Genomic DNA, 26,875 nt, shown 5'->3' on the forward strand with positions numbered 1-26,875 from the left:
TTACTAGGGGGATTCGTGAGACCCGTGGAAGTTTTAGCCTCTCCTGACGAGAGAGGCCGGATATGGCACGAGAAGAGTGGAAGCCTGCGCTGGACAGCGGGCGGGCTCGCGGTGCTGTTGGTGACGGCCGCACTGCAGGGCACGGCACAGGCCGCCCCCGCCCAGGAACAGGCGAAGGCCCCCCAGCCGAAGACCGCGACCAACGCGGCGGACATCCCCTCGGCGAGGGTGGCGGCCCGACTGTCGGGCAAGCGGGTCGAGGCCCTGTCGGAACGTACCGAGACGTCCAGGACCTGGGCGAACAAGGACGGCAGTCTGACGACGGAGCTGTCGGCCGGGCCGGTCCGCTTCGAGCGGGACGGCAAGTGGGTCGCCGTCGACGTGAAGCTGCGCGAGTCCGGCAAGGGCGTGGAGCCGGTGGCGCACCCCAACGGGCTGCGCCTGGCGGGGAAGACCGGCACGGCCGCGAAGTCCCTGAGGGCCGGGCAGCGGCAGAAGGCCGTCGACCTGGTGACCCTGGGGGAGGGCGATGAGCAGATCACCCTCCAGTGGAAGGGCGGTCTGCCGGAGCCGAAGCTGGACGGCACGCGAGCGGAGTACGTCAACGCCGTGCCCGGCGCGGACGTCGTGGTCGAGGCGACCCGTACGGGCTTCGAGCAGTACGTCGAGATCAAGAAGAAGCCCGCCGCGGACGGCTACGCGTACACGCTGCCGCTGACGGCCAAGGGCCTCAAGGTGAGGCAACTGCCCGACGGCAGTGTGCTGTTCACCGACAAGAAGGACAAAAAACGGGCTGTCATGCCCGCGCCAGTGATGTGGGACTCCACCGTCGACAAGCGGTCCGGTGAGCACACACGCCGTGTGCCGGTGTCGATGAAGGTGGTGCGGAAGGGTTCCTCCGTCGACCTCGTGGTGACCCCGGACGCGAAGTTCCTCGCCGACCCGGCCACCAAGTACCCGGTGACGGTCGACCCGTCCACCTCCTCGCTGTCCAACGTCTTCGACACGTACGTACAGCAGGGCGAGACGGTCGACTGGTCGTCCGACACCGAACTGGACCTGGGCAACCCGGGGACGACCAACTCCGACGGCACCCCGCGCACCGCACAGTCCTTCATCTCCTGGAACACCACGCCGATCCAGGACGCGCTGGTGCTGGACGCCAAGCTGTCCCTGTGGAACTTCCACTCCGGCAACAACACGGACTGCAAGGCATACCCGTGGGAAGTGTGGGCGTCGGGCGCGGCCTCCACCTCCAGCCGGTGGACCAACCGCCCCACCATGACGGCGAAGAAGGCCACCTCCACCGAGACCCGGGGCAACGCCTCCTGCACCACTCAGCCCGACGGGTGGATCAACGCCGATGTGACCGCTCTGACCCAGGAGTGGGCATCGGCGAACGCCACGCGCGGACACATGGGCCTGCGTGCCACCAGCGAGTCCGTGATCGCGCAGTGGAAGCGGGTCAACTCCGCCAACGCCGCGTCGAACCCGCCGAAGCTGGTCGTGAACTACAACTACCGGCCGCGCACGGGAACGAAGCAGGAGGCCGGGCCTCCGTACTTCTCCTACAGCGGCGCGTACACGGTGAACACCACCACGCCGACGCTTCGGGACACCTTCGTCGACGCCGACGGCGACAAGGTCAACGGCACCTTCCAGATCTTCGACAACGCCACCAACACGCAGGTCGGCGACGTCATCGTGTCGAAGTACGTGCCCTCCGGGCAGACTGCCCCGGTGACGGTTCCGGCCGGTGTGCTGAGCAACGGCAAGACGTACAAGTTCCGCACCAGCCCGTATGACGGGACGCACTACAACAACGGCTGGTCGGCGTGGAAGATCTTCACGGTCGACACCTCCGCCCCCTCCGCCCCTTCGAAGATCGTCTCCACGGACTATCCGAGCGGTCAGTGGGTCAAGGGCGCGGGACAGACCGGCACGTTCACCGTCACGCCGCCCGCCGCCGACCACAACTGGCTGGAATGGTCACTGGACGGCTTGACCTGGACGAAGGTCGCCACGGGTGGTTCGACGGCGGACAAGGCCATCGCCATCGCCCCGCCGAAGAACGGCACCCACACCCTTCAGGTGCGGGCCGTGGACAAGGCCGACAACAAGTCCGAGGCGGTCGAGTACGTCTTCCACGCCGGTCCGGGTGGCTTCATCCAGCCGAGCGAGGGCGAGCGCTCCGCGCGCAGGCTGCCCCTGGTCGCCGAGGCCGACGCGGCCAAGTACAACGCCGTGTCCTTCTCCTGGCGTCGCTCCGAGGCCGACCCCTGGGTGAAGATCCCCGTCGGGGACGTCACCTCCGGCGGCACCCCCCTGACCGCTTGGCCCGTCCCGCTCACCGGCGGCAAGAACGCGCCCCTGACCTGGAACGCGACGAGCACCGTCGATCCTGACGGCAGTGTCCAGATCAAGGCCGACTTCACCGGCGCCAACTCCGCCTCCGGCAGCACCGAGGCACTCACGGTGGTCGTCGACCGCACCGCGGACGGCGCCGCCGCCGACGAGGTCGGCCCCGGCTCGGTGAACCTGCTGACCGGCGACTACACGCTCTCGCAGACGGACGCCTCCTTCTTCGAGCTCTCGGTCAGCAGGACCGCCTCCTCCCGGACCCCGGACGCCGCCACCGCCCAGACCGGGCAGGCGCCGATCTTCGGCAAGCAGTGGGTGTCCGGCACGGTCGCCGAGGCGACCGAATCCGACTACTCGCACATCCGCCGGATCTCGGACACCGCGGTCGTCGTGGTGGACTCCGACAACGAGGAGACGCACTTCACCGCGAACACCGCGAAGACCGGCTGGGTCCCCGAGCCCGGCGCGGAGGACCAGACCCTCAAGGGCAGCGTCGGCGGCAGCTTCACCCTGTCCGACACCGAAGGCACTCTCACCGAGTTCACCAAGCCCGACGCCGCGGCGGACACCTGGCAGGTCTCCAGCACCCTGTTGGACGGACTGTCGGGCTCGACCACGACCGTGATCTCCGAGACGGTCACCGTCGACGGCAAGAAGCTGGCCCGCCCCAAGCGAATCCTCGCCCCCACCTCCGCCGCGACCGCCGCGACGTGCACCGCGACCCCGACCACCAAGGGCTGCCGGGCACTGGAGTTCGTCTACGCGACGACCACCACCGCCACCGACACCGGCTACGGCGACTACAGCGGCCAGGTCAAGGAGATCCGCCTCTGGTCCACGGAGCCGGGCGCCTCGGCGGCCACTTCCAAGTCCGTACAGATGTATCTCTACGACGGCACCGGCCGGCTTCGTCAGACGTGGCACCCGCAGATCTCGCCCTCGCTGAAGACCGAGTACGCCTACGACAGCGCGGGCCGGGTCACCAAGATCACCCCGCCCGGAGAGCTGCCCTGGACGTTCACCTACGGCAAGGCGGGATCCAGCAGCGCCGCCGGAGAGGGCATGCTGCTCGAGGCGTCCCGGCCCGCCCTGCAACAGGGCAGCGCCGACACCGTCTCCGGTGAGGCGGTCACGAGCATCGTCTACGACGTGCCGCTGACGGGTACCAGTGCCCCCTACAAGCTGGGCGCGAGCGAGGTGAAGGCATGGGGGCAGACCGATGCCCCGGCCGACGCGACGGCGGTCTTCCCCGCCGACTCCGTCCCCGCGTCCCACTCGGGTGACGCGCTGAGCGCGTCGTCCTACGCCCGTGCGGAGATCAGTTATCTGGGAGTCTCCGGACGCTCGGTCAACTCCGCCACACCCGGCGGGCACATCAGCACCACCGAGTACGACCGGTTCGGCAACACCGTCCGTGAACTGACGGCGGCCAACCGGGCCCTCGCCCTGGGCATCTCCGCCGCGGACCGCGCGGCACAGGCGGAGCTCGGCATCGCCTCCCTGCCCACGGCCGAGCGTGCCGAGCTGCTGACCACGCGCTCCCTCTACAACGAGAGCGGCACGCGCGAACTGGAGGAGTTCGGCCCGCTGCGGCGCGCCGACCTGACCGCCGATCTCAAGTCCGGCACCACGACGCTCGTCGCCGCGGGAACCCCGGTCACCGCGCGCTCCCGGACGGTCAACGAGTACGACGCGGGCCGCCCCACGGACGGCACGGCCACGATCAAGGACCAGGTCACCAAGGTCACCACCGGTGCGCAGGTCCGTGAGCACCCGACCGTCCACGCGGAGACCCGGGTCGTCCAGACGGAGTACGACTGGGCCAGGGGAATGCCGGTGAAGTCCGTTCAGGACCCCGCCGGACTGGCCATCACCACCACGACCGAGTACGACGCCCTGGGCCGGGTCGCCAAGACCATGAACACCGGCAGCACCGGCACGGACGCCGGCACGGTCGTGACCGCCTACTGGTCCGCCACCGGCACGGGCACCTGCGCCGGCCGCCCCGAGTGGGCGGACCTGGTCTGCTCCGTCGGACCCGGCGGGGCCGTCACGGGAGGCGGCTCCAACCCCAGCCAGCTGCCGGCCACCACCACCGAGTACGACTGGTGGGGCAACGCGGCCAAGGGAACCGAGACCGCGGGCGGCGTCACCCGCACCACGGCCACGTCGTTCGACGCGGCAGGGCGCCCGACCACGGTGAAGGTCACCGGCGGCAGCGGCCAGGCGGTCCCCGACACCACCACCGAGTACGACCCGGCCACCGGCAAGGAGACGAAGACCACGTCGCCCACGGGCGGCACCATCACCCGGGCCTACGACAAGCTCGGCCGCCAGATCTCCTACACCGACGCGGACGGCGGAAAGACCACCACCGAGTTCGACCTGCTCGACCGCCCGGTCAAGGTCACCGACACCGTTCCGTCCACCGTCACCTACACCTACGACCACACCGCCGAGCCGCGCGGCCTGGCCACGAAGACCACCGACTCCATCGCCGGTGCCTTCTCGGCCACCTATGACGCGGACGGCTCCGTCACCACGGAGAAACTGCCCGGCGGCTACACCCTCACCGTCACGGAGGACACCACCGGCGCGCCCGTCGACCGCACCTACACCCGTGACAGTGACGGCACCGTCGTGATGTCGGACGCGGTGACCGAATCGGTCCACGGCCAGACCACCAGCCACTCCGGATGGTCCGACCAGACCTACCGTTACGACGCCGTGGGGCGCCTCACCACCGTCGAGGACACCGTCGAGACGGTCTGCACCCGTCGCACCTACGGACTCGACAAGCACAGCAACCGCACGTCCCTGGTCAGCGCCGCCGCGGCACCCGGCCTGGACTGCCCGACCACTGGAGGCACGACCAAGAGTTCCACCTTCGACAGCGCCGACCGCATCACCGACAGCGGCTACGTCTACGACGCCTTCGGCCGCACCACCACCCTGCCCGGCGGGACGACCGTCGGCTACTACGCCAACGACCTCGTCCGCCAGCAGACCGTGAACGGCAAGCGCCAGACCTGGCAGCTGGACGCCAACCTGCGCTTCCGCTCCTGGACGGTGGAGACCGACAACGGCGGGACCTGGTCGCCGACGGACAACAAGCTCAACCACTACGACGGCGACACCGACAACCCCCGTTGGGTCATCGAGAACACCGCCACCGGCGCCCTGACCCGCAACGTGGACTCCCTGTCCGGGGACCTCGGCGCGGTCACCAGCGCCACCGGCGACACCGTGCTCCAGTTCACCGACGTCCACGGCGACGTCGCCCTGCAACTCCCGCTCAACGCGGGCGAAGCACCCGTCGTTCTCGACACGGACGAGTACGGCAACCCCCGCGGTGAGCAGAAAGCCGTGCGCTACGGCTGGCTCGGCGGCAAGCAGCGCTCCAGCGAGACCGTCGCCGGCTACACCCTCATGGGCGTACGCCAGTACAACCCGGCCACAGGGCGCTTCCTGTCCGTCGACCCGGAACAGGGCGGCAACTCCAACGCCTACGAGTACTGCATGGCCGACCCCGTCAACTGTGTCGACCTCGACGGCAAGTGGGGCTTCAAGAAGTTCTTCAAGAAGGCCAAGCGCTGGGCCTGGCGCAACAAGTGGGACATCGCCCTCACCGCGGCCGGCTTCATTCCCGGACTCGGCGCCGCCGCATGGGGCTACCGCGCCTACCGCGGCTACCGGGCCATCCGCGCAGCACGCACCATCGGACGGGCGTGCCGCAGGAACTCCTTCCTGCCCGACACCCCGGTCGTGATGGCGGACGGCAGCACCAAGCCGATCGGTGAGGTGGTCAAGGGCGATCTGGTCCGGGCCGCCGACGAGATCACGGGCGAGATCAAGGTCTCCCCGGTCACCGACGTCATCATCGGTGACGGCATGAAGGACCTGGTGACCCTGTCCGTCGACTCGGACGGTGACGGACGGACCGAGCCGCTCACCGCCACCACGGAGCACCCCCTGTATGTGCAGGGGCGGGGCTGGGTCGATGCCGGGAAGGTGCGGTCCTCGGACCGGCTTGTGGCGCCCGACGGGAGAACCCCGGTCGTCACCGGAGCAGTGCGGCATCAGGCTGTGCGTCAGGTACGGAACCTCACGGTCGGCGGGACGCACACCTATTACGTCCAGACCGACGGAGCTCCGGCGCTGGTTCACAACTGCCGGATCATGAGCAGTAAATGGTTCGGAAGTCGTCGAGGCGCCTACAAGGCCCGGAGGAACGACTACAACAAGATGCGGCAGAGGGGATATACATGCCAGCTTCGTGGTCCGTGCCGTAACGGCGGTCACGCTCACCTGGACTGGTGGCGCGGCAACAAGTCCGGCACGATTCACTACCGGTGGCACGGCCGTGGGCTGGGCCGCCGGGGCTGACTGATCTGATTCACGCATTCCCTGGGGGCAGATATGTCTCTGCCCCCAGGGGACCGAACCACCGAACCAGGACACAGCCATGAGTGATATGACAGGATTCGTCCGCTCGGGATCCTTTGTTGTCGCCTTCGCGGTCCTCGACGACCGCAGTGGGGCCTGTGACCCGAACGACGAGGTACTCGTCGCCGCCCCGAACTGGGCAGGCGCCGCGCGGTTGATGCGCGAACAGGGATACCGGCATGTGCCGAAGCAGCCCGCGAGGATGAAACCGGACCAGGACGCCGTCGCTCTCGCCCTGAAGACACCCGGAGTCGTGTACCGGCGGAAGTGGGCAGCCGGAGAAGAATGGCAAGCGATGGACACGGCAGAAAGAGAGGGTGAGCAAGGTGAAACTTGACGCAGCGATGCAGGAGTTGCTTTCTGCCCTGCGCAGGCATGCCGAAACAGTATCGACGTCCGGTGCCACGGAGGAGGTGCTGGAAGAGGAATTCGAAGCTGTCCGCTCGGCGGCCCGTAGATACTCCGAGACGGTATATGACGTGTCGGGTCGCGAAGGCCCGTTCTATGACCTTGAGCTCGCGTCTGCGGATTCCGAGGGCGATCGCGGAGCCGATGAACTCGACGGTGCCGGCCCTGAGGACATCCTCAGGATTTCTGGTACGTGGGACTTCCGGGTGGTCGATGGAGATTCCTGGACCCGGTATGTGTCCCAGCGGCTCGGCGACGTCGAGTCGCAAACCGGGGCGGGACTGTCCGGGGATCCAGCGGAGGCCGCCGCCGCACTGCTGGAGTTCGGAGAGCCATGGGCGTGCCTCCGCGAGCATGGGCTGGAGAGCGCGGGAAGCGAATGGTCGGTGGGAGACAGCCTGGACCCGTTGGGCGAAGAGCAGGATGATCAGGGGCCTTGACCGGGAGGTGCAGTTGGGTCGGTCTGCCTCCAACCGACCCGATCTCTCGTCAGCAAGGAATGTTGCCCAAAGCCCGGCCGAGTTACTCGGCCGGGCTTTGCCGTTCGGCAGAGAAACCCAGAAAGCACGGAGGAACGGCACGCCTCACGCAGGTTTCCGCAGCGCTGAACATCGGGCGGCTGCGGGCCGTACGCCGCCGGGTCTTTTCCACAGGGCTCAGCAGAACTCCTCGAAATACACCAATGTACGGCCGTCCGCCGAAGCGAACTCGTACGCCTGATAGGTGCGCAGCTCCGATGAGTCGAGCCGGTCCTCGATATCCGCCCAAGCCGCCTCACGGTCGTGGTGAGGCACTGAGCGCAGCACGTCCCCCGCCCCCTCGCCGATGATCACGTCGTCCGCCGTCCGTACAAGTCGTTTCGCCAACCGGGGATCGAGAGGTCCACGGCTCTTCGCCCAGCGGCATCCCAGCTCGTCGACAAACTCCCCCGCGGTCGCCGGTGAGGGCACGAGTCCGCCCTCACCGGTCTCGGCGTGCGGCAAGGAGGCAACCAGCTCGGCAAAGCCCGCCTTACCCGTCTTGGGCAATCGCATCTTCGGCATAAGGTCAGTCTGGCTTGATGAGGGGTTCGGTTCCAGATCCGGTGCCTGCGCCACTGCGGGTGCCCCGGCCTACCCCAGCGGCCGGTAATGGCCCAGCACCGCCGCCAGTTGCCCGAACCACTCCCTCAGCAGTTCCCTCGGTTTCGCGTCCACGACGCACTCGTACACCGTGCCGTCGACGTGGACGACGGCCATCATGAGGGCCTTGCCCGAAGGGCTCGCCTTGTAGTGGACGCTGCGGATCTCGGGCCAGGGGAATTCGGCCTCGTGGCTGTTGATCTCGAGGGCGACGCCCGATGCGTCGACCACGATCGAGCTGTCGCGGTGGACCGCGAAGAACTCCGGTCCGACAGCGGAAGGCTGGGACGGCGCGTACTGCGGGGGCGGCGGGCCGAAGCCCGGTGGGGTGGGCGGGGGCGGCGGGCCGAAGCCCGGTGGGGTGGGCGGGGGCGGCGGCCGGGTGCCGTCGGGCGGCTGTGGGCCGTACGCCGCGTGGTTCATGTCCGTCTGCTCCTCGCGCCTCATCGGTGGGTCGAACGCAACCTACCCGCCCACCCACGGACCCCCCGCGCGAAGTCGCGTGAAACATTTCCCGGGGCCCACCGCGTCAATGAGGTGAGGGCAGGGTCGGGGCACGGAGCAGGGGGAGCACATGAGGCAGGTCCTGGCGGATCAGTACGCGGAGTTCGCGGCGGCGCGCGCCGCGCATCTGTACCGGTCCGCCTGTCTGCTCACCGCCGGGGACACGCACCTCGCCGAGGACCTCGTGCAGGAGACCCTGGGCCGGCTCTACATCAGCTGGCACCGGGTCGCCCGGGTCGGCAACCCCGCCGGGTACGCGCAGACCGTCCTCACCCGGACCTTCCTCACCCACCAGCGGCGCCGCAGCAGTACCGAGCGGGCCACCGACGTGCTGCCCGACCGGGCCGACGGCGCCCACGGCGACGTCTCGCTGCGGCTGACGCTGCTGGAGGCGCTGGCACGGCTGCCCGCCAAGGACCGGGCGGTGATCGTGCTCCGGTACTGGGAGGACCGGTCGATCGAGGAGACCGCCGACGCGATGAACGCCAGCTCGGCCGCCGTACGGACCCGGTGCACACGTGCCCTGGGGAGACTGCGCGAGCTCCTGGGCGAGGACCTCGCCGAGTACGTCAGTCCCTGACACCCAGCCCACCCTCAAACACGTCCGATACTTCCGACCATGCCGAAACGGTGGTTTGCCATGCCCGTCGAACAGCACAGCGACCCCTTCGAGGACCGGCTCGGCGCCGCGCTGCGTCAGGTCGGACACACCTTCCCCTCCGACGGTGCCGCACTCGCCGCCGCCGGGCATGCGCGCGGCCGGCGGCTGCGGCTGCGACGCCGGGCCGCGGTCGTGGGCGGGGCGGCGAGTCTCACGCTCGTCGGCGTGGGCGGGGTGCTGGTCCTGCCCGGCGAAGGCTCCCAGGAGCCGGAACAGCGCTCCGTGGCCACCGGGCCCACCGCCGCCGCGAGCCCGACCGCCACGCCCCTGTCCATGTCCCGGGCCGACATGATCCGTACGCTCCAGGAGCTGCTCCCCAAGGGCCAGTTCAGCGAGTCGGACGCACGCGGCACGAACGAGGACTATCCGCCGTACGCACGTGTCGTGTTCGACGACGGCAAGGGCCCCGCGAGCGTGTCCCTCGGCCTCGACCGGATCGAGCCGGGAAGCGACCGGGCCCGTGAGATCGCCGAGTGCCCGGACAAGGTGCTCACCCCCTACGACAGTTGCAGTTCCACCAGGCTGGCGGACGGATCGCTGCTCAAGATCTTCCAGGGGTACGAGTATCCCGACCGGCGCGTCGACACGAAGCTGTGGACCGCCGACCTGGTGACGCCCGACGGGCAGTACGTCACCGTGAGCGAGTGGAACGCCGCGGCCGAGAAGGACGCGCCGATCAGCAGGCCGAACCCGCCGTTGTCCACCGCTCAGTTGAAGGAGCTGGCCTCGGCCGGGGTCTGGCGGCAGGCCGTCGACGCCATGCCCGAGGACGCGGCGAAGCCCGAGCCCTCGGCACCCGTGACGGCTCCCGCCGGTATTGACGGCGACGCCATCCGGCAGACCCTCACCGGCCTGCTTCCCCAGGGCGTCGAAGTGGTCGCCAAGGGAGGCCAGGAGACCGAGTACGCCTACGTCGTCGTCGACGACGGCAAGGGCAGGACCTTCGTCCAGGTCAACGTCCAGCCCGACATGCGGGACGTCGCGGGCGACCTGTACGGCTCCGGATCCGAGACGCTGCCGAACGGCACACGGGTGACCATCCGGCAGGGGCCCGGCGAGAAGGCCGGGTCGGGGGTCGTCATGTGGACCGCCGACACCATGAGGGTGGACGGTCGGCGGGTCGTGATCAGCGCCTTCAACGCCGCCGACCAGAACAGCGACGCGACCCGTGCGACGCCCGCCCTCACGATCGAGCAGCTGAGGTCCATCGCCCTCAGTCCGAAGTGGGACGCGCTCCGCTAGTTGCTGGAAGCACCTAGAAGAACTCCGACCACGGCTGGTCCCAGATCTGCTTCACGCACAGGACCAGGAACAGCAGGCCGGCGACCGCCAGCATCGCGTTGCTCACCGGGCCGTTGCGCCACTCCCTCGGGGTGCGGGCCGAGTTCAGCAGCCAGATCAGCGTGCCGGCCAGGAACGGGAGGAAGGCGGCGCCGAGCACGCCGTAGAGGATGATCAGGCGGAACGGCTGGCCCTGGAAGAGCAGCACGATCGGCGGGAACGTCAGCCAGAGCAGGTACGCGCGGAAGGGCCATGACTTCTCGCGCGCCCCGGACGCGACCTCCTCGCCCTTGACCTCGCCGCGCTTCTGATAGCGGGCCACGAAGTCCGCGAACATGAGGCTCACGCCGTGCCAGACGCCGATCAGGGAGGTGAAGGAGGTGGCGAAGAAGCCGATCAGGAAGAACTTGGCGGTCGCTGTGCCGTACTTGTCCTCGAGAATGTCGCTGAGCTGGATCAGGCCCTTGTCGCCGCTCGCGATGGCGACGTTGGCCGAGTGGAGGAGCTCCGCTCCCACGAAGAGCATCGAGACGACGAAGATGCCGGTGGTGGCGTAGGCGACGCGGTTGTCCAGGCGCATCACCTTCATCCAGCCCGTGTTGGTCCAGCCCTTGGCGTTGACCCAGTAGCCGTACGCGGCCAGCGTGATGGTGCCGCCGACGCCGCCGATCAGGCCGAGGGTGTTGAGGATGGAGTCCTTCTCGTCGGGGAGGACGGGCAGCAGGCCGGCGAAGGCGTCGCCCAGGTTCGGGGTGACACGGATCGCCAGGTAGACCGTCACCACGAACATGACGCCCACCAGGACCGTCATGACCTTCTCGAAGACGTCGTACTTGTTGAACCAGACGAAGACCAGGCCGACCAGGCCGCACGCGACGCCCCACCACTTGAGGTCCATCACGTCGGGGAACAGCGCCTGGAGCGGAAGCGCGCTCGACGACATCGCCGCCGCGCCGTAGACGAAGCCCCAGATCACGACGTAGACGACGAAGAACCACGTCGTCCAGCGGCCGAGGCTCGCCCAGCCGTCGAAGAGGGTACGGCCGGTGGACAGGTGCCAGCGGCCCGCCGCCTCGGCGAGGGAGATCTTGACCAGGCAGCCGATGACGGCGGCCCACAGGAGGGTGTAACCGAAGTTGCTGCCCGCGATGAGTGTGGCGACGAGGTCGCCGGCGCCGACGCCGGTCGCGGCGACGACGATTCCGGGGCCGATGTACTTCCAACTGGACTTGCGGGGTGCTGGGGTGGCTGCCGTCCCTGTCGCTGTGTTGTCCGTGGTGTCCGCCATGCCGATCAAGAAAGCGCAAAGCGGGCGAGGGCACAAGGGGGCGTGCGGTGAAGGAAGACGGTGGTCCGGGGCAGGTCCCGGGGCTCGGCGGACCGCCGGGGCCCGGGGAATGTGGTGACAGACAGGGCCCGCGGACAGGCCCTACGGCTGTCGCCGACCGCAGCCGTCGGACCCGCACGTGCCGAGCTCGAACCAGACGGTCTTGCCCGGCCCGTCCTGGTGGCAGCCCCAGCGCAGGGCGAGCGCGTTCACCAGGAACATCCCCCGGCCGCTCTCCGAGGCGCCCGCGGAGAGTACCTGCGGAGTACGGCGGCCGAAGTCCGCGACCTCGCAGCGCAGGACTCCGTGCGCCGCGGTCAGGGTGAGCCGGAAGCGGCTCGCGGAGTGCAGCAGGGCGTTGGTGGCCAGTTCGCTGACCAGGAGCTCCGCCGCGTCCAGCACCTCCTCGCGCTCTGCCAGGCCCCATCCCTCCAGCTGCCTGCGGACCTCGGCGCGGGCCTCGCGGACGGCGGTGGGACGAGGGTCGTACTCGACGCTCAGATGTCCTGCTCCCAGGGGGGGTTGGGGGTAGGCGCCGTATCTGGAGTCGGGGTCCGGGAGGGCTCCCCCGGAGAGTTGCAGCATGCTTTCAGGGTGTCCTCCCGGGCCGGTCGGAACACGGGGAGGACTACCCGATTCCCTACCTGTAACCGGTGGCTACGGCTACCACGGCTCCCACAGCTGCTACGGCTGCCATGGCGGCTACGGCAGCGCGGCCACGGCTGCTACGGCTGCTACGGCGAGTGGCTACGCGTACTGAAGGCGGACCGTCGCTCCGGCGGCCTCGTCGCGGACGTCGACGTAGGCGCACACCTGGCGGGCGAACCACAGTCCCTGCGCGGGTTCCAGGTCGCCGGTGGGCGGCGGGACGAAGCCGGCGAGGGGGTCGTCGACGCGGCGGGCGGTACGCAGTTCGCAGACGCAGGACGGGGCCTCGCCCCACAGGAGGGTGGCGGTGACCGGGCCGACGGTGGCCGCCGCCGCGGTGACCGACTCGGCGAACAGCTCCGCGTCCGCGACGGCCAGTCCACGCGCCCGCGCCCGCTGCCGTACGACTTCGGCGTCCGGCCGCGCGAGGGGTTCCGCGTCGGCCGGCGGCGGCGGCAGCGGTACGGCGTCCAGCTCGGCGGCGATGCGTGCCGGGTCCTCGTACGCGCCGGTGTCGGGGTGGGCGCGGCGGGCCGCGTCGACGACGGCGGGGCCCGCGGTGCGGGTGTCGTAGGCGCACAGGGCGGTGGTCGCGAACGGGGCGAAGAGGAGATTGGCGAGGGCCTCGTACCGGATCCACTCGGCGGTCTCGCGCGAGGAGCGGCCGGCGCGGCCGTTCCACACGGGTTCCATGAGGAGGTGGACGCGGCCGCCGGGGCCGGCGTGTGCGGCGAGGTAACCGGCGCCTTGGGCGACGGCGTTGGCGGCGGATCCCGTGTACCAGTCGGTGTGCGGGATGAGGCCGACGTTGTCGACGTCGCGGCCGAGGGCGTCGTGCAGGAGGCTCAGCTTGTCCGGGGCGACGATGGCGACGGGCGGGGGCTCGTGGGTTGCGGCGAGACCCTCTGCCAGGAAGGGGAGGGCGGTGGCGAGGAATTCGTCGTCAGCGCCGAAGGCTGTCATGCGGTGGTCGAAGGGGGTCTGGGTGGGGGCGGGTTGGTGGGTCACCGGGGTGTCATCCCTTTCGTGCGGTTGGTGTGGCGGTGTGCTGGGTGAGGGCTGGGCGGGGGCGTTGGCGCAGCCCGGCGCCGACAGGGTGCCGCCGCGCCCACCCGTGCCGCCCCAGCGGCACGACTGCCCGCGGCTACGGCAGCCCCGGCCTTGGGCCGGTGGCGTCAGCGCTGGGCTGTGACCCAGGTGGCGATCTGGCTGCGGTTGTTGAAGCCGAGTTTGCTGAGGATGCGTTCCACATGGCCTTCGGCGGTGCGGCGGGCGATCACCAATCGGTCGGCGATCTGCTGGTTGGCGAGTCCTTCGGCGACGAGTTCGGCGACCTGGGCCTCGCGGCGGGTGAGGCGGATTTCGGGGGCGCCGTTCGACGGTGGTGTGGTGGGCGGGTGTGGGGGGCGGCCGGGTTCCTGGAGGGCGTAGCGGACGATCTCGGTGAGGTCGAGGGCGGCGCCGCGGTCGTAGGCCTGCCGGAAGGCGGACCGGCCGACCGCGTCGAGGGCACGGCGTTCGCTGTCGCGGCGGGTGGTGATCAGGGGCTTGGCTCCCCAGCGGTCGCGGTCGACGGCGGTCCAGACGCGGTCGGCGCCGCCGAGGAGGACGGCCGCGCGTTCGTGGGCGTCGCCCTGGGTGGCGATCTGGGCCGTCAGGTCGAGGGTGAGGGCGATGCCGATGACGTCGTGGACGGCGAGTTTGAGGCGGAGTGCCTCGCGGGCGTGCCGTTCGGCGCGTGGCCAGTCCTGCTTCACGGCGTGGGCGAGGGCGAGCATCCGCAGGACGTAGGAGCGCACCCATTCCTCGCCGTGTTCCTCGCAGAGGCGAAGGGCCCGGCGACAGATCTCGACGGCCCGGTCGGCCTGTCCCAGGAAGGCGAGGGCGCAGGCGAGTTCGACCTGGTCCAGGCCGACGAGGCTGAGGTGCTGGCCGTTGACGCGGCCGCGGGCGACGCCGGCCTCGAAGTGGGCCAGCGCGGCGGGGAGGTCGCCGCTGAAGAGCCGGATGACGCCGATGACGTAGTCGGCGTGGGCGGCCTCGGCGGCGTCGCCGAGGCCGCGCGCCAGGGTGTGGGCCTCCTCGGCTCTGCGCAGGCCCCGGGTGAGGTCTTCGGGGCACCCGGCGAGCAGTCCGGCGACCCACAGGCCACGGGCGCGTTCGCGGGTGGGCTCGGGGTTGGCGTCGAGGGCGCGGTCGAGCCAGTAGCGGCCCTCGCGGGGGGCGCCGCAGGCGTGCCAGTAGAACCAGAGGGTGCCGGCGAGGCGGAGTCCGGCGAGCGCCTCCCCCGGCGCTGTGAGGCTGTGGTCCAGCGCCGCGCGCAGATTGTCCTGGTCGGCCCGCAGGCGGGCGACGATCTCCCGTTGGCCGGGGCCGAACCAGGTCTGTTCGCAGGCGGCGGCGATGGCCTGCACGCGGTCCCGGTGGCGGCGGCGGGTGGCGGGCTCCTCGCCCGCCGACTGACGTAGTTTGTCCAGGCCGTAGTGGCGCAGGGTGTCCAGGAGGCGGTAGCGCCCACCGTCCGGGCCGGGCTCGCGGCACAGCACGGACTTGTCGACGAGGCCCGCGACCGCTTCGAGGACGTCGTACGACCGGATCCGCTCGCCGTCGGCGCAGACCGCCTCGGCCGTCTCCAGGTCGAAGCCGCCGGCGCAGACCGACAGCCGGCCCCACACCAACTGTTCGCGTTCGGTGCACAGTTCGTGGCTCCAGTCGATGGCCGCGCGCAGTGTCTGGTGGCGGGGCAGGACGGCGGGGCTGCCGGCGGACAGGAGGCGGTAGCGGTCGTCGAGGCGGTCCAGGAGCTGTTCGACGCCGAGGACGCGCATGCGGACGGCGGCGAGTTCGATGGCGAGCGGGAGGCCGTCGAGGCGGCGGCACAGGCGGGCCACGGCGGCCCGGTTGGCGGCGGTGAGCCGGAAGCCGGGGGCGACGGCGGCGGCGCGGTCGGCGAAGAGCGCGAGGGCCGGGTAGCCGTCGGCGGCGGAGAGGTCGCCGTCGGGGTCGGGGACCGGTAACGGGTGTACGTCCAGCAGGTGTTCCTCGGTGAGGCCGAGGCGGTGCCGGCTGGTGGCGAGGACGCGGACGCCGGTGGTGCCGCGCAGCAGGGCGGCGGCGAGGTCGGCGCAGGCGTGCAGCAGGTGTTCGCAGTTGTCGACGACGAGGAGGAGGCGCCGGTCTTGTGCGTGTTCGACGAGGGCGGTCAGCGGTGGCCGGGCGGAGTGGTCGTGCAGGCCGAGGGCGTCGGCGGCGGCGAGCGGGACGAGCGCGGGGTCGTCGAGGCCGGCCAGGTGCACGAAGCGCACGCCGTCCGGGAAGGCGCGCTGGACGCGGGCCGCGATGCGTGCGGCGAGGCGGGTCTTGCCGACGCCGCCGGGCCCGGTCAGCGTGACCAGCCGTGCTCGCGCCAACAGCTCGCGGCCGTCGGTCTGTTCACGGCGCCGGTCGACGAAGCTGGTCGTCTCGACCGGCAGGTGCCAGTCCCGTCGTGGCGCTGATCCGCCCATGATCAGCCAGTCCTCTGGGGTTTCGGTGATGCCCCACCTTGTCCCGCGGCCCGGCATATATGCACGCGTCGGTCACACCCGCGAGTGCACTTCACCGGCGACCGCCTCACCGGGCGTCAACCGGCGTACACTGCACGGCCTTTCGCGCCGCACAGTTCACGCCATCGCGTCCTTATTCACTCTTGACCTGCTCATGCCATACACCGACGATGAGCGGCACACCCGCACCAGCTCGTCGCTGAACCACCCCCCGCTCCACTCCCCACTTCCGGAGATCCCGGAATTCCCGGAGAAACCAGGAGAACTTCATGCGACTTCGCACACGAGGCTCGGGCCCCCGCGGCGGCAGACGGCGCGCCGCCGTCGCCGCCGTCGCCTCCTTGATGGCTCTCGCCCTCGCGGCCCCGCTCTCCGCGAACGCCGACAGCGCCCGGAAGGCGGCCCCGTCGGCCGACGACATCCGCCAGTACGAGGTGCACCTGCACTCGGACGCCAAGTCCCGCACGGCACTTCAGCGGTCCGGCGTGACCGTGGACGACGCCGACGACCACTCGGTGTTCATCTCGGGCCGCGCCGACCAGGTCAGGAAGCTGAGGCAACTCGGCTACGAGGTCACCGCCTTGGGCGCGGTGCCGGACCGGTCGAACGGCGAGGACGACGTACGTCTCCTCGACTTCCCCTCGGCCGACTCGCGCTACCACAACCACGCCGAGATGAACGCGGAGATCACCACCCGCCTCTCGGCCTACCCGAACATCATGAGCAGACGCGTCATCGGGAAGTCGTACCAGGGCCGGGACATCGTCGCGATCAAGATCAGCGACAACGTGGCGACGGACGAGTCCGAGCCCGAGGTGCTCTTCACCCACCACCAGCACGCCCGCGAGCACCTGACCGTGGAGATGGCGCTCTACCTGATCCGCGAGCTCGGGGCGGGCTACGGCTCCGACTCCCGGATCACCGACATGGTGAACAACCGCGAGATCTGGATCGTGCCCGACCTCAACCCGGACGGCGGCGAGTACGACATCGCCACCGGCTCCTACCGCTCCTGGCGCAAGAACCGGCAGCCCAACAGCGGCTCGTCGTACGTCGGTACGGACATGAACCGGAACTGGGCCTATCGGTGGGGCTGCTGCGGCGGCTCGTCGGGCTCGGCGTCCTCCGAGACGTACCGGGGCACCGCCGCCGAGTCGGCGCCGGAGGTCAAGGTCGTCGCCGACTTCGTGCGCAGCCGGGTGGTCGGCGGGGTCCAGCAGATCAAGGCGGGCATCGACTTCCACACGTACAGCGAACTGGTGCTGTGGCCCTTCGGGTACACCACCGCGAACACGACCACCGGGATGACGGCCGACGACCGGAACGCCTTCGCGGCCGTCGGGCAGAAGATGGCCGCGAGCAACGGCTACACACCGGAGCAGTCCAGCGACCTGTACATCACGGACGGGTCGATCGACGACTACCTGTGGGGTTCGCACAAGATCTTCAGCTACACGTTCGAGATGTACCCGTCGTCCAGTGCGGGCGGGGGCTTCTACCCGCCCGACGAGGTCATCGAGCGGGAGACCGCGCGGAACCGGGACGCGGTCCTGCAGTTGCTGGAGAACTCCGACTGCATGTACCGGTCCATCGGCAAGGAGACGCAGTACTGCGGCGGCTAGGTGGTGCGCGGTGCCCCCGTGCTCCTGCGCTCCTACGCTCCTGCGCTCCTACGCCACTTCGGCCGCGTCCTCGTCGAAGTAGGCGTCGAGCACCGCGTCCAGTTGTGACTCCCACTCGGTGAACCGGCTCCTGGCCGTCGCCTCGATCTCGATCGGGTACCAGCGGCGGTCAGGGGTGTGGACCGTGATGGTGAACCGCTTGCCGAAACGGGGGGTCTCCGTCTCGACCGCGCCGATCTCGTCCCAGCGGAACTCGCACTGCTGGTCGTCGAGGGCCAGGCGGACGCCCCGGTGGTCGGCGACGATCTTCGCGCGGCGGTCGGAGGCCTCGAAGACGGGACCGTCGGGGGTCTCCCCGGCCTCTCCGGCCTCGTCCGGCTCCCCGGTCTCTTCCGACTCCTCGGACGCCTCCGGCTCGTCGGCGTCCGCGGTTTTCTCGGGGGCGGCTTCCTCCGTCTCCACGGCCTCCGTCGACTTGGCGCCCGTCGACTTGGCGTCCGCCGGATCGGCATCCGCCGGCTCGCCGGACGCGGGTGAGGTGAGCCCGGGGATGAATGCCGGGTCGAATCCGGCGCCTTCCAGGGGCTGGCTGCTCGAACCTATGCGCTGCTCCACAGCGGGCAGTATGGTCGACGATCCTGTGTCGGACACAGCCAGCCCCCGATTTCGTTATCAGACGCCTACACGAACACGCTCAGCACCGCCGCCACCACGAACCCCGCCACCGACAGAACCGTCTCCAGTACGGTCCACGTCCTCAGGGTGTCCCGCTCGCTGATGCCGAAGTACTTGGCCACCATCCAGAAGCCGCCGTCGTTGACGTGCGAGGCGAAGATCGAGCCGGCCGAGATGGCCATGATGACCAGGGCGACGAAGGCCTGGGAGTGGTCGCCCTCGGCGAGCAGGGGGGCCACGATGCCGGCCGTGGTGACGATGGCGACCGTCGCCGAGCCCTGGGCGACGCGCAGGACCACGGAGATCAGGTAGGACAGGGCGATCACCGGGAGGCCGACGTCGCTGAAGGTGTCGGAGAGTGCCTGGGCGACGCCGCTGGCCTTGAGGACGGCGCCGAAGACGCCGCCCGCACCGACGACCAGCAGGATGTTGCCGACGGGCTTCAACGAGGCCGTGGACACCGTCTCCAGGGACTTGCGGGACCAGCCGCGGCGGATGCCGAGCAGGTAGTACGCGAGGAGCAGGGCGATCGTCAGGGCCACGAACGGGCTGCCGAAGAACTCGATCACCGAGCGGCCGGTGGAGGGGTCCAGCGCGATCGACGAGAAGGTGGCCGCGAGGATCAGCACCAGCGGCGTACCGATGATGCCGAGGACGGTGCCGAGCGGTACCGGCGTCTCCCGCGGTTCCACGCCCGACGCGCGCTGCTCGTCGACCACGGCGAGCCTGGCTTCCGCCGCCGCCTCGACCATGTCCTGCGGTACGGCGACGAAGATGCGGCGGCCGATCCACGCCGAGTACGCCCAGGCGGCCAGCACGGCCGGGATGCCGCAGACGATGCCCATGAGGATGACCCAGCCGAGGTCGACGTGGAGGAGACCGGCGGCCGCGACCGGACCGGGGTGGGGCGGCAGGAAGGCGTGGGTCATCGACAGGCCCGCGAGCAGCGGCAGGCAGTAGAGCAGGATCGACTTGCCGGAGCGTTTCGCCGCCGCGTACACGATCGGCGCGAGGACGAAGATGCCGACGTCGAAGAAGACCGGGATGCCGAAGATGAGGCCGGTCAGGCCCATGGCGAGCGGTGCGCGCCGCTCGCCGAAGAGATTGAGGAGACGGGACGCCAACACCTCCGCGCCGCCGCTGACTTCGAGGATCGCGCCGAGCATGGTGCCGAGGCCGATGATGATCGCGACATGGCCGAGGATGCCGCCCATGCCGGACTCGATGGTGGAGACGGCGTCCGACCGCTGGACCGTGCCGAAGAGTTCGGTGACCGACAGTCCGGCCAGCAGGCCGACGGCTATGGAGACGGCGAGGAGGGCGACGAAGGGCTGCAGGCGGGCCTTGATGATCAGGAAGAGCAGGAGCCCTATGCCGAGGGCGGCGACGGTCAGGAGACCCGCCGTGCCGTCCATGAGGAGGAGCAGGCCTCCGGTGTGGGGTGGGGTTTCGGGGGTGGTGGACGCGGCGAGCGGATAGGACATTGGGGGGTCCTCTGGGTAAGTACATACGGCTTTCGGGCAGGGGGGAGCGCGGCACGGCGCCCGTGGGAACGGTGGGCGCCATGCCGTGTACGCAGTGCGGGAGTCGAGGAGCCGACGTGAGTTGAGGGGCCGTCGGCGGGCCCCGGGGCCTAGCCCAGGACGGCGAGTGCGTCGATCTCGACGAGGAGCCCGGCGGGAAGGCCGACGTAGACCGTCGTGCGGGCCGCGGGCGGGGCGGTGAGGGCCTGCTCCTCGAAGTAGGTGTTGTAGAGGGCGTTCATCTCGGCGAAGTGGTCCACGTCCGTCAGATAGACGCGGATCATCATCACGTCGTCCCAGCTCGCGCCGCCCTCCTCCAGGATCGCCTTGACGTTGGCGAGGGTCTGGAGGGTCTGCTCGCGCAAAGTCGGACCGGCGGGCGTGGGCGGCTTGCCCTCCTCGGCGGGCAGGAAGCCGACCTGTCCGGCGACCTGGAGGATGTTGCCCTTGCGCACGCCGTGGGAGAACTTCGCGGGCGGGGTGGTGTGGGTCGTCGGGGTGAGCGCGGTCTTCTCGGTCATGAGGTGGCTTCCTTGACGGGGGATCTGCCGGAGTACTCGCCGCTGATCGCGTCCGCGACACGGCGGACCAGCGGCAGCAGGGTGAGGAGTTCGTCGGCCGTGACGACGACGTTCGGCGCGGAGACCGACATCGCGGCGACGACCCGCCCGTCGCCGCCGCGGATCGGCGCGGCGACGCAGTTGATGGACTCCTCGTGGCCACCGAGGTCGGTGGCCCAGCCCTGTTCACGGACCTTGTCCAACTCCCTCAGAAAGGCTGGGGCGTTGGGGGTCGAACGGGCCGTGTACATGGGGTAGTCGAGCTTGTCGGCGAGGGCGCGGCGCTCGGGTTCGGGCCGGTCGGCGAGGAGGAGCTTCGCCACGGCGGCGACGGTGATGGCGACGGGCTTGCCGATCCGCGAGTACATCCGCACCGGGTACCGGCTCTCCACCTTGTCGATGTACAGGACCTCGTCGTCCTCGTGGACGGCGAGGTGGACGGTGTGCCCGCACTGTTCGTTGAGGCGTACCAGGTGGGGGTGGGCGATCTCGCGGATGTCGAGGTTCTCCATCGCCTCCTGGGCGAGCGCGATGAGGCGGGCGCCGAGGCGGTAGCGCTGGTCGGACTGGCGGTAGACCATGCCGTGCTCGTGCAGGGTGCGGAGGAGGCGCAGGGCGGTGGACTTGTGCACTCCGAGGCGGTCGGCGACCTGCCCCAGGTCGGCGGGGCCCTCGGCGAGCAGCGGCAGGATGTTCAGCGCGCGGTCGACGGTCTGGCTCATGGCGTACGTACCTCCTCCTCGGCCCGCTGTGCGGCCTGTGTCCAGCCGGGGCCGAGTCGAAGTCTCCCCCACGCGTCGTCGTCGAGGGCGGCCAGGCGGTCGGCGTGCTCGCGGGTGGGCGGCGGGGCGAGGTCGCCGGGGGCGGTGAGGGCGGCGGCGGCCCAGAGGTGGCCGTGCCTCAGGCGGACCCTCAGGGACAGTCCGCGCAGGGTGGCGGAGAGAAACCCGGCGGCGAAGGCGTCACCGGCACCGACGGGTGCGACAACGTCGACATCGAGGGCGGGGACGAAGGTGACGGTGTCGGGGACGGAGGGATGAGGCGGGGCCGGCTCGGCCGCCTGCGCGCAGGCCGGAGTCACTGTCGGCGGCTGGGCCGCGCGACCCCACGCGTACGGGCTGCCGCCCTCCGCCGGCCGAGAGCCACTCGCGTCCGCGTCCGGACGGCCCGACCGGGCGTCACACTCACCCGCGGACGCACGGAACGACTCGACGCCACCTTCCCCCGCGGACCCAAGGAACGACTCGACGCCACCTTCCTCCGCGGACCCACGGAACGACTCGGCCTCACGCTCATCCGCCGGCCGCACGAACCTCTGGACGTCACGCTCCCCCGCAGGCAGCGGGAGCTGGGTGAGGTCACGCGCTTCCTCGCCCCGGCTCCCTCCCTTGCCCTCGCCTCCTCCCTCGCGTTCGAACACCGTCGCTCCCCGCGCTCCCTCCTTGACCACCAGCACGGCGGGCTCCGGCAGCAGTGAGCGGATCGCTGTCGGGCCGCCCGTGACCCCCCACGCCTCCGCCGCCTCGTCCTCCCCGACGAACACGATGTCGGCGCCGCGTGCCAGTTCCAGCAGCACAAGCGGTCCGTCGGTGTCCGGCCACAGGCCGGTGCGGTGGTTGACGTCGAAGGAGACCGGCGGGCGGCCGGGGCGTCTGGTGGTCAGCTCGCGCAGCAGCGCCAGGCAGCCATCGGACAGGGCCGCCGTGATCCCCGACAGGTGCAGGATCCGGCCCGCCCGCACCGCCACCGGGTCCACGGTGTGCACCGTCATGGCGGAGGCCGCCGACCCCGCCCGGTAGTACGCCACCTCGTGGGCGTCGGTGGACCGGTCCCCCGCCGTGCGGAAGTAGATGCCGGTCGGACGGACCGGGTCCCGTTGGACGGCGGAGACGTCGACGCCGTACGCCCCGATCGTGTCGGTCAGGTGGTCGCCGAAGGCGTCGGCGCCGACCCGGCTGACCCATCGCACGGAGTGGCCCGCGGCCGCCAGCACGCACGCCAGGTTGGACTCCGCGCCGCCGATGGCCCGGTCGAAGGAGGGGACGTCGGCGAGGCGGCCCGGCCGGGAGGGCAGGAAGGTGACCATGGACTCGCCGAGCGCGACGACGTCCACGACGTCGGGGGCGTTGCAGGGTCCGCTGATGGTCACGATCGTCGTAGCTCCTGAGGCTCGTTCGCGGGCGGCGGCTCCGTTGACCCGGTGTTGGCGGAGATGTTAGACAGCCGTAAGCGATATACGCAATGAGCGTTGCATGCTACGCAACGCTCGGGCAACGCACCTGATCAGGGAGGCTCCCATGGCCAGCGAAGCGCTCTCCCGCCTGGCGGCGGAACGCGTCGACCACCGTTTCAAGGGCCTCCCCCCGGACGCCGACGGCCTCACCGTCGGCGAGCTGGCCGCCCAGCGCCGCAACCTGTTCACCGACGGCTTCGCGACCCCCGTACTGGCTCTCTCCGCCGAGCGCCTGGCGCACAACCTCGCACTCATGGAGACGTACGCGACCCGGCACGGCCTCGCCTTCGCCCCGCACGGCAAGACGTCCATGGCCCCCCAGCTCTTCCAGCGCCAGATCGAGCACGGGGCGTGGGGCGTCACGCTCGCGGTGCCGCATCAGGTGCGGGTGGCCCGGGCGTTCGGCATCCGGCGGGTCTTCCTCGCCAACGAGCTGGTCGACCCGGCCGCCCTGCGCTGGATCTCCGCCGAGCTCGACTCCGACGAGGACTTCCGCTTCATCTGCTACGTCGACTCCGTACGCGGCGTGGAGCTGATGGACGCGGCCCTGCGCGGTGCCCGCCGCCCGCTGGACGTCGTCGTCGAGCTGGCCGCCGGCGAGGGGGCCCGCACCGGGGTCCGTACGGAGGCGGAGTGCGCGGCGGTCGCGGACGCCGTGGCGGGGACGCGGACCCTGCGACTCGTCGGCGTCGCGGGCTACGAGGGCGAGGTCCCGCGGGCCACCCCGGAGCGGGTGCAGGCGTGGCTGCGGCGGCTGATCGCGCTCGTCGCGGACTTCGACAAGGCGGGCCGGTTCACGCGGGCCGACGAGATCGTCGTCAGCGCGGGCGGCAGCGCCTGGTTCGACGCGGTCGCCGACGTCTTCGCCGGGATTCCGCAACTGTCCGCCCCCGTGCTGAAGTTGCTGCGCTCGGGCGCCTACGTCTCGCACGACGACGGCCACTACCGCAAGATCACCCCCTTCAACCGGGTCCCCGAGGAGGGCGCCCTGGAGCCCGCCTTCCGGCTGTGGACGCAGGTGGTGTCCCGGCCCTCCGCCGAGCAGGCCTTCGTGAACGCGGGCAAGCGGGACGCGGCGTACGACCTCGATCTGCCCTTCGCCCAGGTGGTCCGCCGGGACGGCGTGGAGCGTCCGGCCGCCGGGATCGAGGTGACGGCCCTGTCCGACCAGCACGCCTGGCTGCGGACGGCCCCGGCGGCTGACCTTGAGGTCGGCGACTGGCTGGGCCTCGGGCTGTCCCACCCGTGCACGTCCTTCGACAAGTGGCCACTGATCCCGGTCGCGGAGGCGGACGGCACGGTCGTCGACTACATCCGTACGTTCTTCTAGGGGGTCCGGCGTGGAAGAGCTCGTCATCCGGGACGCGGACGTCGTGGACGGCTCCGGCGGCCCCTCGTACCGTGCCGACGTGGTGATCGACAAGGGACGGATCGTGTCGATCGTGCAGGAGGCCGCGGCGGCCGGCTGTCAACGCCCCAAGGCGCGCCGCGAGCTGGACGCCGAGGGACTGGCCCTCTCCCCCGGCTTCATCGACATGCACGCCCACAGCGACCTGGCCCTGCTCCGCGACCCCGACCACAGCGCCAAGGCCGCGCAGGGCGTCACCCTCGAAGTCCTGGGCCAGGACGGGCTGTCGTACGCGCCGGTCGACGACCGCACGCTCGTCGGGGTCCGCCGCGCGATCACCGGCTGGAACGGCGACGGCGACGACATCGACTTCTCCTGGCGGTCGGTCGGCGAGTACCTCGACCGGCTCGACGTCGGTTTCGAAGGCCGGGGCATCGCCGTGAACGCGGCCTACCTCGTCCCCCAGGGCACGGTCCGCGCGCTCGCCGTCGGCTGGGAGGACCGCGAGGCGACGCCCCGGGAGCTGGACCACATGCGGCGCTTGGTGGCGGAGGGGATGGAGCAGGGGGCGGTCGGCATGTCGTCGGGCCTCACCTACACCCCCGGCATGTACGCCGAGGACGCGGAGCTGACCGAGCTGTGCCGGGTGGTGGCCTCGTACGGCGGCTACTACTGTCCGCACCACCGCTCGTACGGGGCCGGGGCCCTGCGGGCGTACGAGGAGATGGTGGCCCTCACCCGGGAGGCCGGCTGCCCGCTCCATCTCGCCCACGCCACGATGAACTTCGGTGTGAACGAGGGCCGCGCGCCCGAGTTGCTGTCGCTCCTGGACGACGCGCTCGCCGACGGCGCCGACATCAGCCTCGACACGTACCCCTACACGCCGGGCTCCACCACGCTGGCCGCGCTGCTGCCGAGCTGGGCGAGCGAGGGCGGCCCCCAGGAGGTCCTGAAGCGGCTGGCGGACGAGGAGACCGCGGGGCGCATCCGGCACCACCTGGAGGTCGTCGGCGCGGACGGCTGCCACGGTGTGCCCGTGGAGTGGGACACGATCGAGATCTCCGGCGTGACGGATCCCGGGCTGGCCGACCACGTCGGCCGAACCGTCCAGGAGTCGGCCGCTCTGCGCGGCGAGGCCCCCTGGGTCACCGCCCGCCGGCTCCTCCTCGACGACCGCCTCGGCTCGACGATCCTCCAGCACGTCGGCCACGAGGAGAACGTGCGGGCGATCATGCGGCACGCCGTGCACACCGGCGGCTCGGACGGCATCCTCCAGGGCGCCAAGCCCCACCCGCGCGCGTACGGCACGTTCCCGCACTATCTCGGCCGGTACGTACGGGAGTTGGGCGTGCTGTCCCTGGAGGAGTGCGTCGCCCACCTCACCGCACGCCCGGCGGCCCGGCTGCGACTGCCGGACCGCGGGCTGGTCCGCGAGGGTTACCGGGCGGACCTCGTGCTGTTCGACCCGGCCACGGTCGCGGCGGGCTCGACCTTCGAGCATCCCCGGGTGCTGCCGACGGGCATCCCGTACGTCCTGGTCGACGGCCGTTTCGTCATCGAGGACGGCCGGCGGACGGACGTACTGGCGGGGCGGGCGGTGCGGAGGACGCCCTGAGCCTTCTCACGGCTTGGGCAGGACGCAGCCGCTCGCGCTCAGGCTGAGCTGGTTGCCGGTCGTGAAGCAGGCCGGGAACCGGTAGGTCTCCTGGGCGTAGTTGATGCCCTGGCGGACGGTGACGTTGCCGCTCGCGTCGACCTCGCAGGGGTTGTTCACCGTGCAGCTCTCGCCGTCCTCGTTGCCGGTGTTGTTGACGGCGACGACCTTGCCGGTGGACTGGTCGACGACCGGCGAGCCCGAGGTGCCGCCGATGGTGTTGCAGGCGGAGGTGTAGCGGACGGAGTCCTTCCAGGTCCAGTCGCCCTCCTTCAGGGTGGGCACGAACCCGTCGATGCTGCAGCTGTAGAGCCGCTTCCAGTAGCCGGAGGCGACGGTGATCGCGGTGCCGGCGGTGGGGTGCGTGTCCTGGACGGTCAGGGCGCTGATGCCGTAGTTGTTCCGGATCGTCGCGTAGCTGCTGGTGAGCTGGTAGACCGTGGCGTCCGTGTCGGTCATCGTCGAGTAGGCGATCTTGTTGGCCCGCAGGGTCGCGACGCGGGTGCCGGCCGAGTTGAGCAGGCCGAAGGTGCGGCTGGACGCCCGGTTGACGATCACCTCGCCAGGCTCCGGGAAGCCGCTCTCCAGGCAGTGACCGTTGGTGAGCACCAGCGCGGGGGCGGTGTCCAGCGAGTTCGGGAAGCGGACGACCGAGCCGGAACAGTTGCTCAGCGCGACGGTCCCGGCGAGGGTGACGGCCTGGAGCGTGGGCGACGCGGCCGTCTTCGTGTCCGCCTTGGCCGCGGGCGCGGCGGGTGCGGGTGCCGCGACCGCGGGTGCCGCGCCCGCCCCGGCGATCACCAGGGCGAAGAGTGCGGCGACGAGAGGCTTTCTCATGTGGGGGTCCCCTCTACATGACGAGGGTGACCGGAGATCTTCCGGCCACCCGCAGTTTTGTCATGCGCATTTTCAACGGAGGGGCGCGGCGAGGCAAGGAGGTGTTTTAGGGCGGGGGGGG

The 26,875-nt window shown here is 70.6% G+C and carries 19 protein-coding genes; 7 read left to right on the forward strand and 12 right to left on the reverse strand.

The window, feature by feature from the left end:
* Positions 1-117 precede the first annotated feature (117 nt).
* Together ACWBNA_RS28630 and ACWBNA_RS28635 are read left to right on the forward strand one after the other, a co-directional pair.
* The gene (locus ACWBNA_RS28630; RefSeq protein WP_482707512.1) at positions 118-6,747 is read left to right on the forward strand and encodes a polymorphic toxin-type HINT domain-containing protein; all 6,630 of its coding nucleotides are present in this window, start codon (positions 118-120) and stop codon (positions 6,745-6,747) included.
* Between the two features lie 377 nt (positions 6,748-7,124).
* Positions 7,125-7,655: a hypothetical protein gene (locus tag ACWBNA_RS28635; RefSeq protein WP_482707395.1), complete on the forward strand. Its 531-nt coding sequence runs from the start codon at positions 7,125-7,127 to the stop codon at positions 7,653-7,655.
* Between the two features lie 216 nt (positions 7,656-7,871).
* Here the strand turns inward: ACWBNA_RS28635 and ACWBNA_RS28640 are convergent, their stop codons facing one another.
* Positions 7,872-8,258: a hypothetical protein gene (locus ACWBNA_RS28640; RefSeq protein ID WP_482707396.1), complete on the reverse strand. Its 387-nt coding sequence runs from the start codon at positions 8,256-8,258 to the stop codon at positions 7,872-7,874.
* A gap of 69 nt (positions 8,259-8,327) precedes the next feature.
* Positions 8,328-8,759 carry a hypothetical protein gene (locus ACWBNA_RS28645; RefSeq protein WP_482707397.1) on the reverse strand — a complete coding sequence of 144 codons (432 nt, stop codon included), beginning with the start codon at positions 8,757-8,759 and terminating at the stop codon, positions 8,328-8,330.
* A 151-nt stretch (positions 8,760-8,910) separates the two neighbouring features.
* On the opposite strand from ACWBNA_RS28645, the gene ACWBNA_RS28650 reads away from it, so the two are divergent.
* Both ACWBNA_RS28650 and ACWBNA_RS28655 read left to right on the forward strand, forming a co-directional pair.
* Complete coding sequence (locus tag ACWBNA_RS28650; RefSeq protein WP_482707398.1) at positions 8,911-9,420, forward strand: SigE family RNA polymerase sigma factor; 510 nt, start codon at positions 8,911-8,913, stop codon at positions 9,418-9,420.
* Positions 9,421-9,480: 60 nt separating this feature from the next.
* The gene (locus tag ACWBNA_RS28655; RefSeq protein WP_482707399.1) at positions 9,481-10,743 is read left to right on the forward strand and encodes a hypothetical protein; all 1,263 of its coding nucleotides are present in this window, start codon (positions 9,481-9,483) and stop codon (positions 10,741-10,743) included.
* Between the two features lie 13 nt (positions 10,744-10,756).
* On the opposite strand, the gene ACWBNA_RS28660 is transcribed toward ACWBNA_RS28655, so the two are convergent.
* The 4 genes from ACWBNA_RS28660 to ACWBNA_RS28675 form a co-directional block, all read right to left on the reverse strand.
* Entirely contained in the window at positions 10,757-12,070 is a 1,314-nt protein-coding gene (locus ACWBNA_RS28660; RefSeq protein WP_482707400.1) for an Nramp family divalent metal transporter, read from the reverse strand.
* 141 nt (positions 12,071-12,211) lie between these two features.
* Positions 12,212-12,694: an ATP-binding protein gene (locus ACWBNA_RS28665; RefSeq protein WP_482707401.1), complete on the reverse strand. Its 483-nt coding sequence runs from the start codon at positions 12,692-12,694 to the stop codon at positions 12,212-12,214.
* A 162-nt stretch (positions 12,695-12,856) separates the two neighbouring features.
* On the reverse strand, positions 12,857-13,765 hold the full coding sequence (locus ACWBNA_RS28670) for an anti-sigma factor RsbA family regulatory protein (protein ID WP_482707402.1): 909 nt from the start codon (positions 13,763-13,765) through the stop codon (positions 12,857-12,859).
* Positions 13,766-13,932: 167 nt separating this feature from the next.
* A complete protein-coding gene (locus ACWBNA_RS28675) occupies positions 13,933-16,263 on the reverse strand; it encodes an ATP-binding protein (RefSeq protein WP_482707403.1) in 2,331 nt (776 codons plus the stop codon).
* Positions 16,264-16,571: 308 nt separating this feature from the next.
* On the opposite strand from ACWBNA_RS28675, the gene ACWBNA_RS28680 reads away from it, so the two are divergent.
* Positions 16,572-17,924 (forward strand): M14 family metallopeptidase, encoded by a 1,353-nt coding sequence (locus ACWBNA_RS28680; protein WP_482707404.1) that lies wholly within the window; start codon positions 16,572-16,574, stop codon positions 17,922-17,924.
* A 48-nt stretch (positions 17,925-17,972) separates the two neighbouring features.
* On the opposite strand, the gene ACWBNA_RS28685 is transcribed toward ACWBNA_RS28680, so the two are convergent.
* The 5 genes from ACWBNA_RS28685 to ACWBNA_RS28705 all read right to left on the reverse strand — a co-directional run bounded on the left by ACWBNA_RS28685 (position 17,973) and on the right by ACWBNA_RS28705 (position 22,825).
* On the reverse strand, positions 17,973-18,539 hold the full coding sequence (locus ACWBNA_RS28685; protein WP_482707405.1) for a hypothetical protein: 567 nt from the start codon (positions 18,537-18,539) through the stop codon (positions 17,973-17,975).
* Positions 18,540-18,604: 65 nt separating this feature from the next.
* Positions 18,605-20,083: a GntP family permease gene (locus ACWBNA_RS28690; RefSeq protein ID WP_482707406.1), complete on the reverse strand. Its 1,479-nt coding sequence runs from the start codon at positions 20,081-20,083 to the stop codon at positions 18,605-18,607.
* Between the two features lie 149 nt (positions 20,084-20,232).
* Positions 20,233-20,643, reverse strand: a complete 411-nt coding sequence (locus ACWBNA_RS28695) for a RidA family protein (RefSeq protein ID WP_482707407.1) — start codon at positions 20,641-20,643, stop codon at positions 20,233-20,235.
* Positions 20,640-21,404 carry an IclR family transcriptional regulator gene (locus ACWBNA_RS28700; protein WP_482707408.1) on the reverse strand — a complete coding sequence of 255 codons (765 nt, stop codon included), beginning with the start codon at positions 21,402-21,404 and terminating at the stop codon, positions 20,640-20,642. The genes ACWBNA_RS28695 and ACWBNA_RS28700 overlap by 4 nt, the downstream gene beginning before the upstream one ends.
* Complete coding sequence (locus ACWBNA_RS28705) at positions 21,401-22,825, reverse strand: sugar kinase (RefSeq protein ID WP_482707513.1); 1,425 nt, start codon at positions 22,823-22,825, stop codon at positions 21,401-21,403. Before ACWBNA_RS28705 ends, ACWBNA_RS28700 begins: the two co-directional genes overlap by 4 nt.
* Before the next feature lie 154 nt (positions 22,826-22,979).
* Between ACWBNA_RS28705 and ACWBNA_RS28710 the strand changes: the two genes are divergently transcribed.
* Together ACWBNA_RS28710 and ACWBNA_RS28715 are read left to right on the forward strand one after the other, a co-directional pair.
* A complete protein-coding gene (locus tag ACWBNA_RS28710; RefSeq protein WP_482707409.1) occupies positions 22,980-24,245 on the forward strand; it encodes an amino acid deaminase in 1,266 nt (421 codons plus the stop codon).
* Positions 24,246-24,255: 10 nt separating this feature from the next.
* A complete protein-coding gene (locus ACWBNA_RS28715) occupies positions 24,256-25,878 on the forward strand; it encodes an N-acyl-D-amino-acid deacylase family protein (protein WP_482707410.1) in 1,623 nt (540 codons plus the stop codon).
* Between the two features lie 6 nt (positions 25,879-25,884).
* Here the strand turns inward: ACWBNA_RS28715 and ACWBNA_RS28720 are convergent, their stop codons facing one another.
* Positions 25,885-26,754 carry a trypsin-like serine peptidase gene (locus ACWBNA_RS28720; RefSeq protein ID WP_482707411.1) on the reverse strand — a complete coding sequence of 290 codons (870 nt, stop codon included), beginning with the start codon at positions 26,752-26,754 and terminating at the stop codon, positions 25,885-25,887.
* Positions 26,755-26,875 lie beyond the last annotated feature (121 nt).

The sequence above is a fragment of the Streptomyces sp. Q2 genome (genome assembly GCF_056820935.1).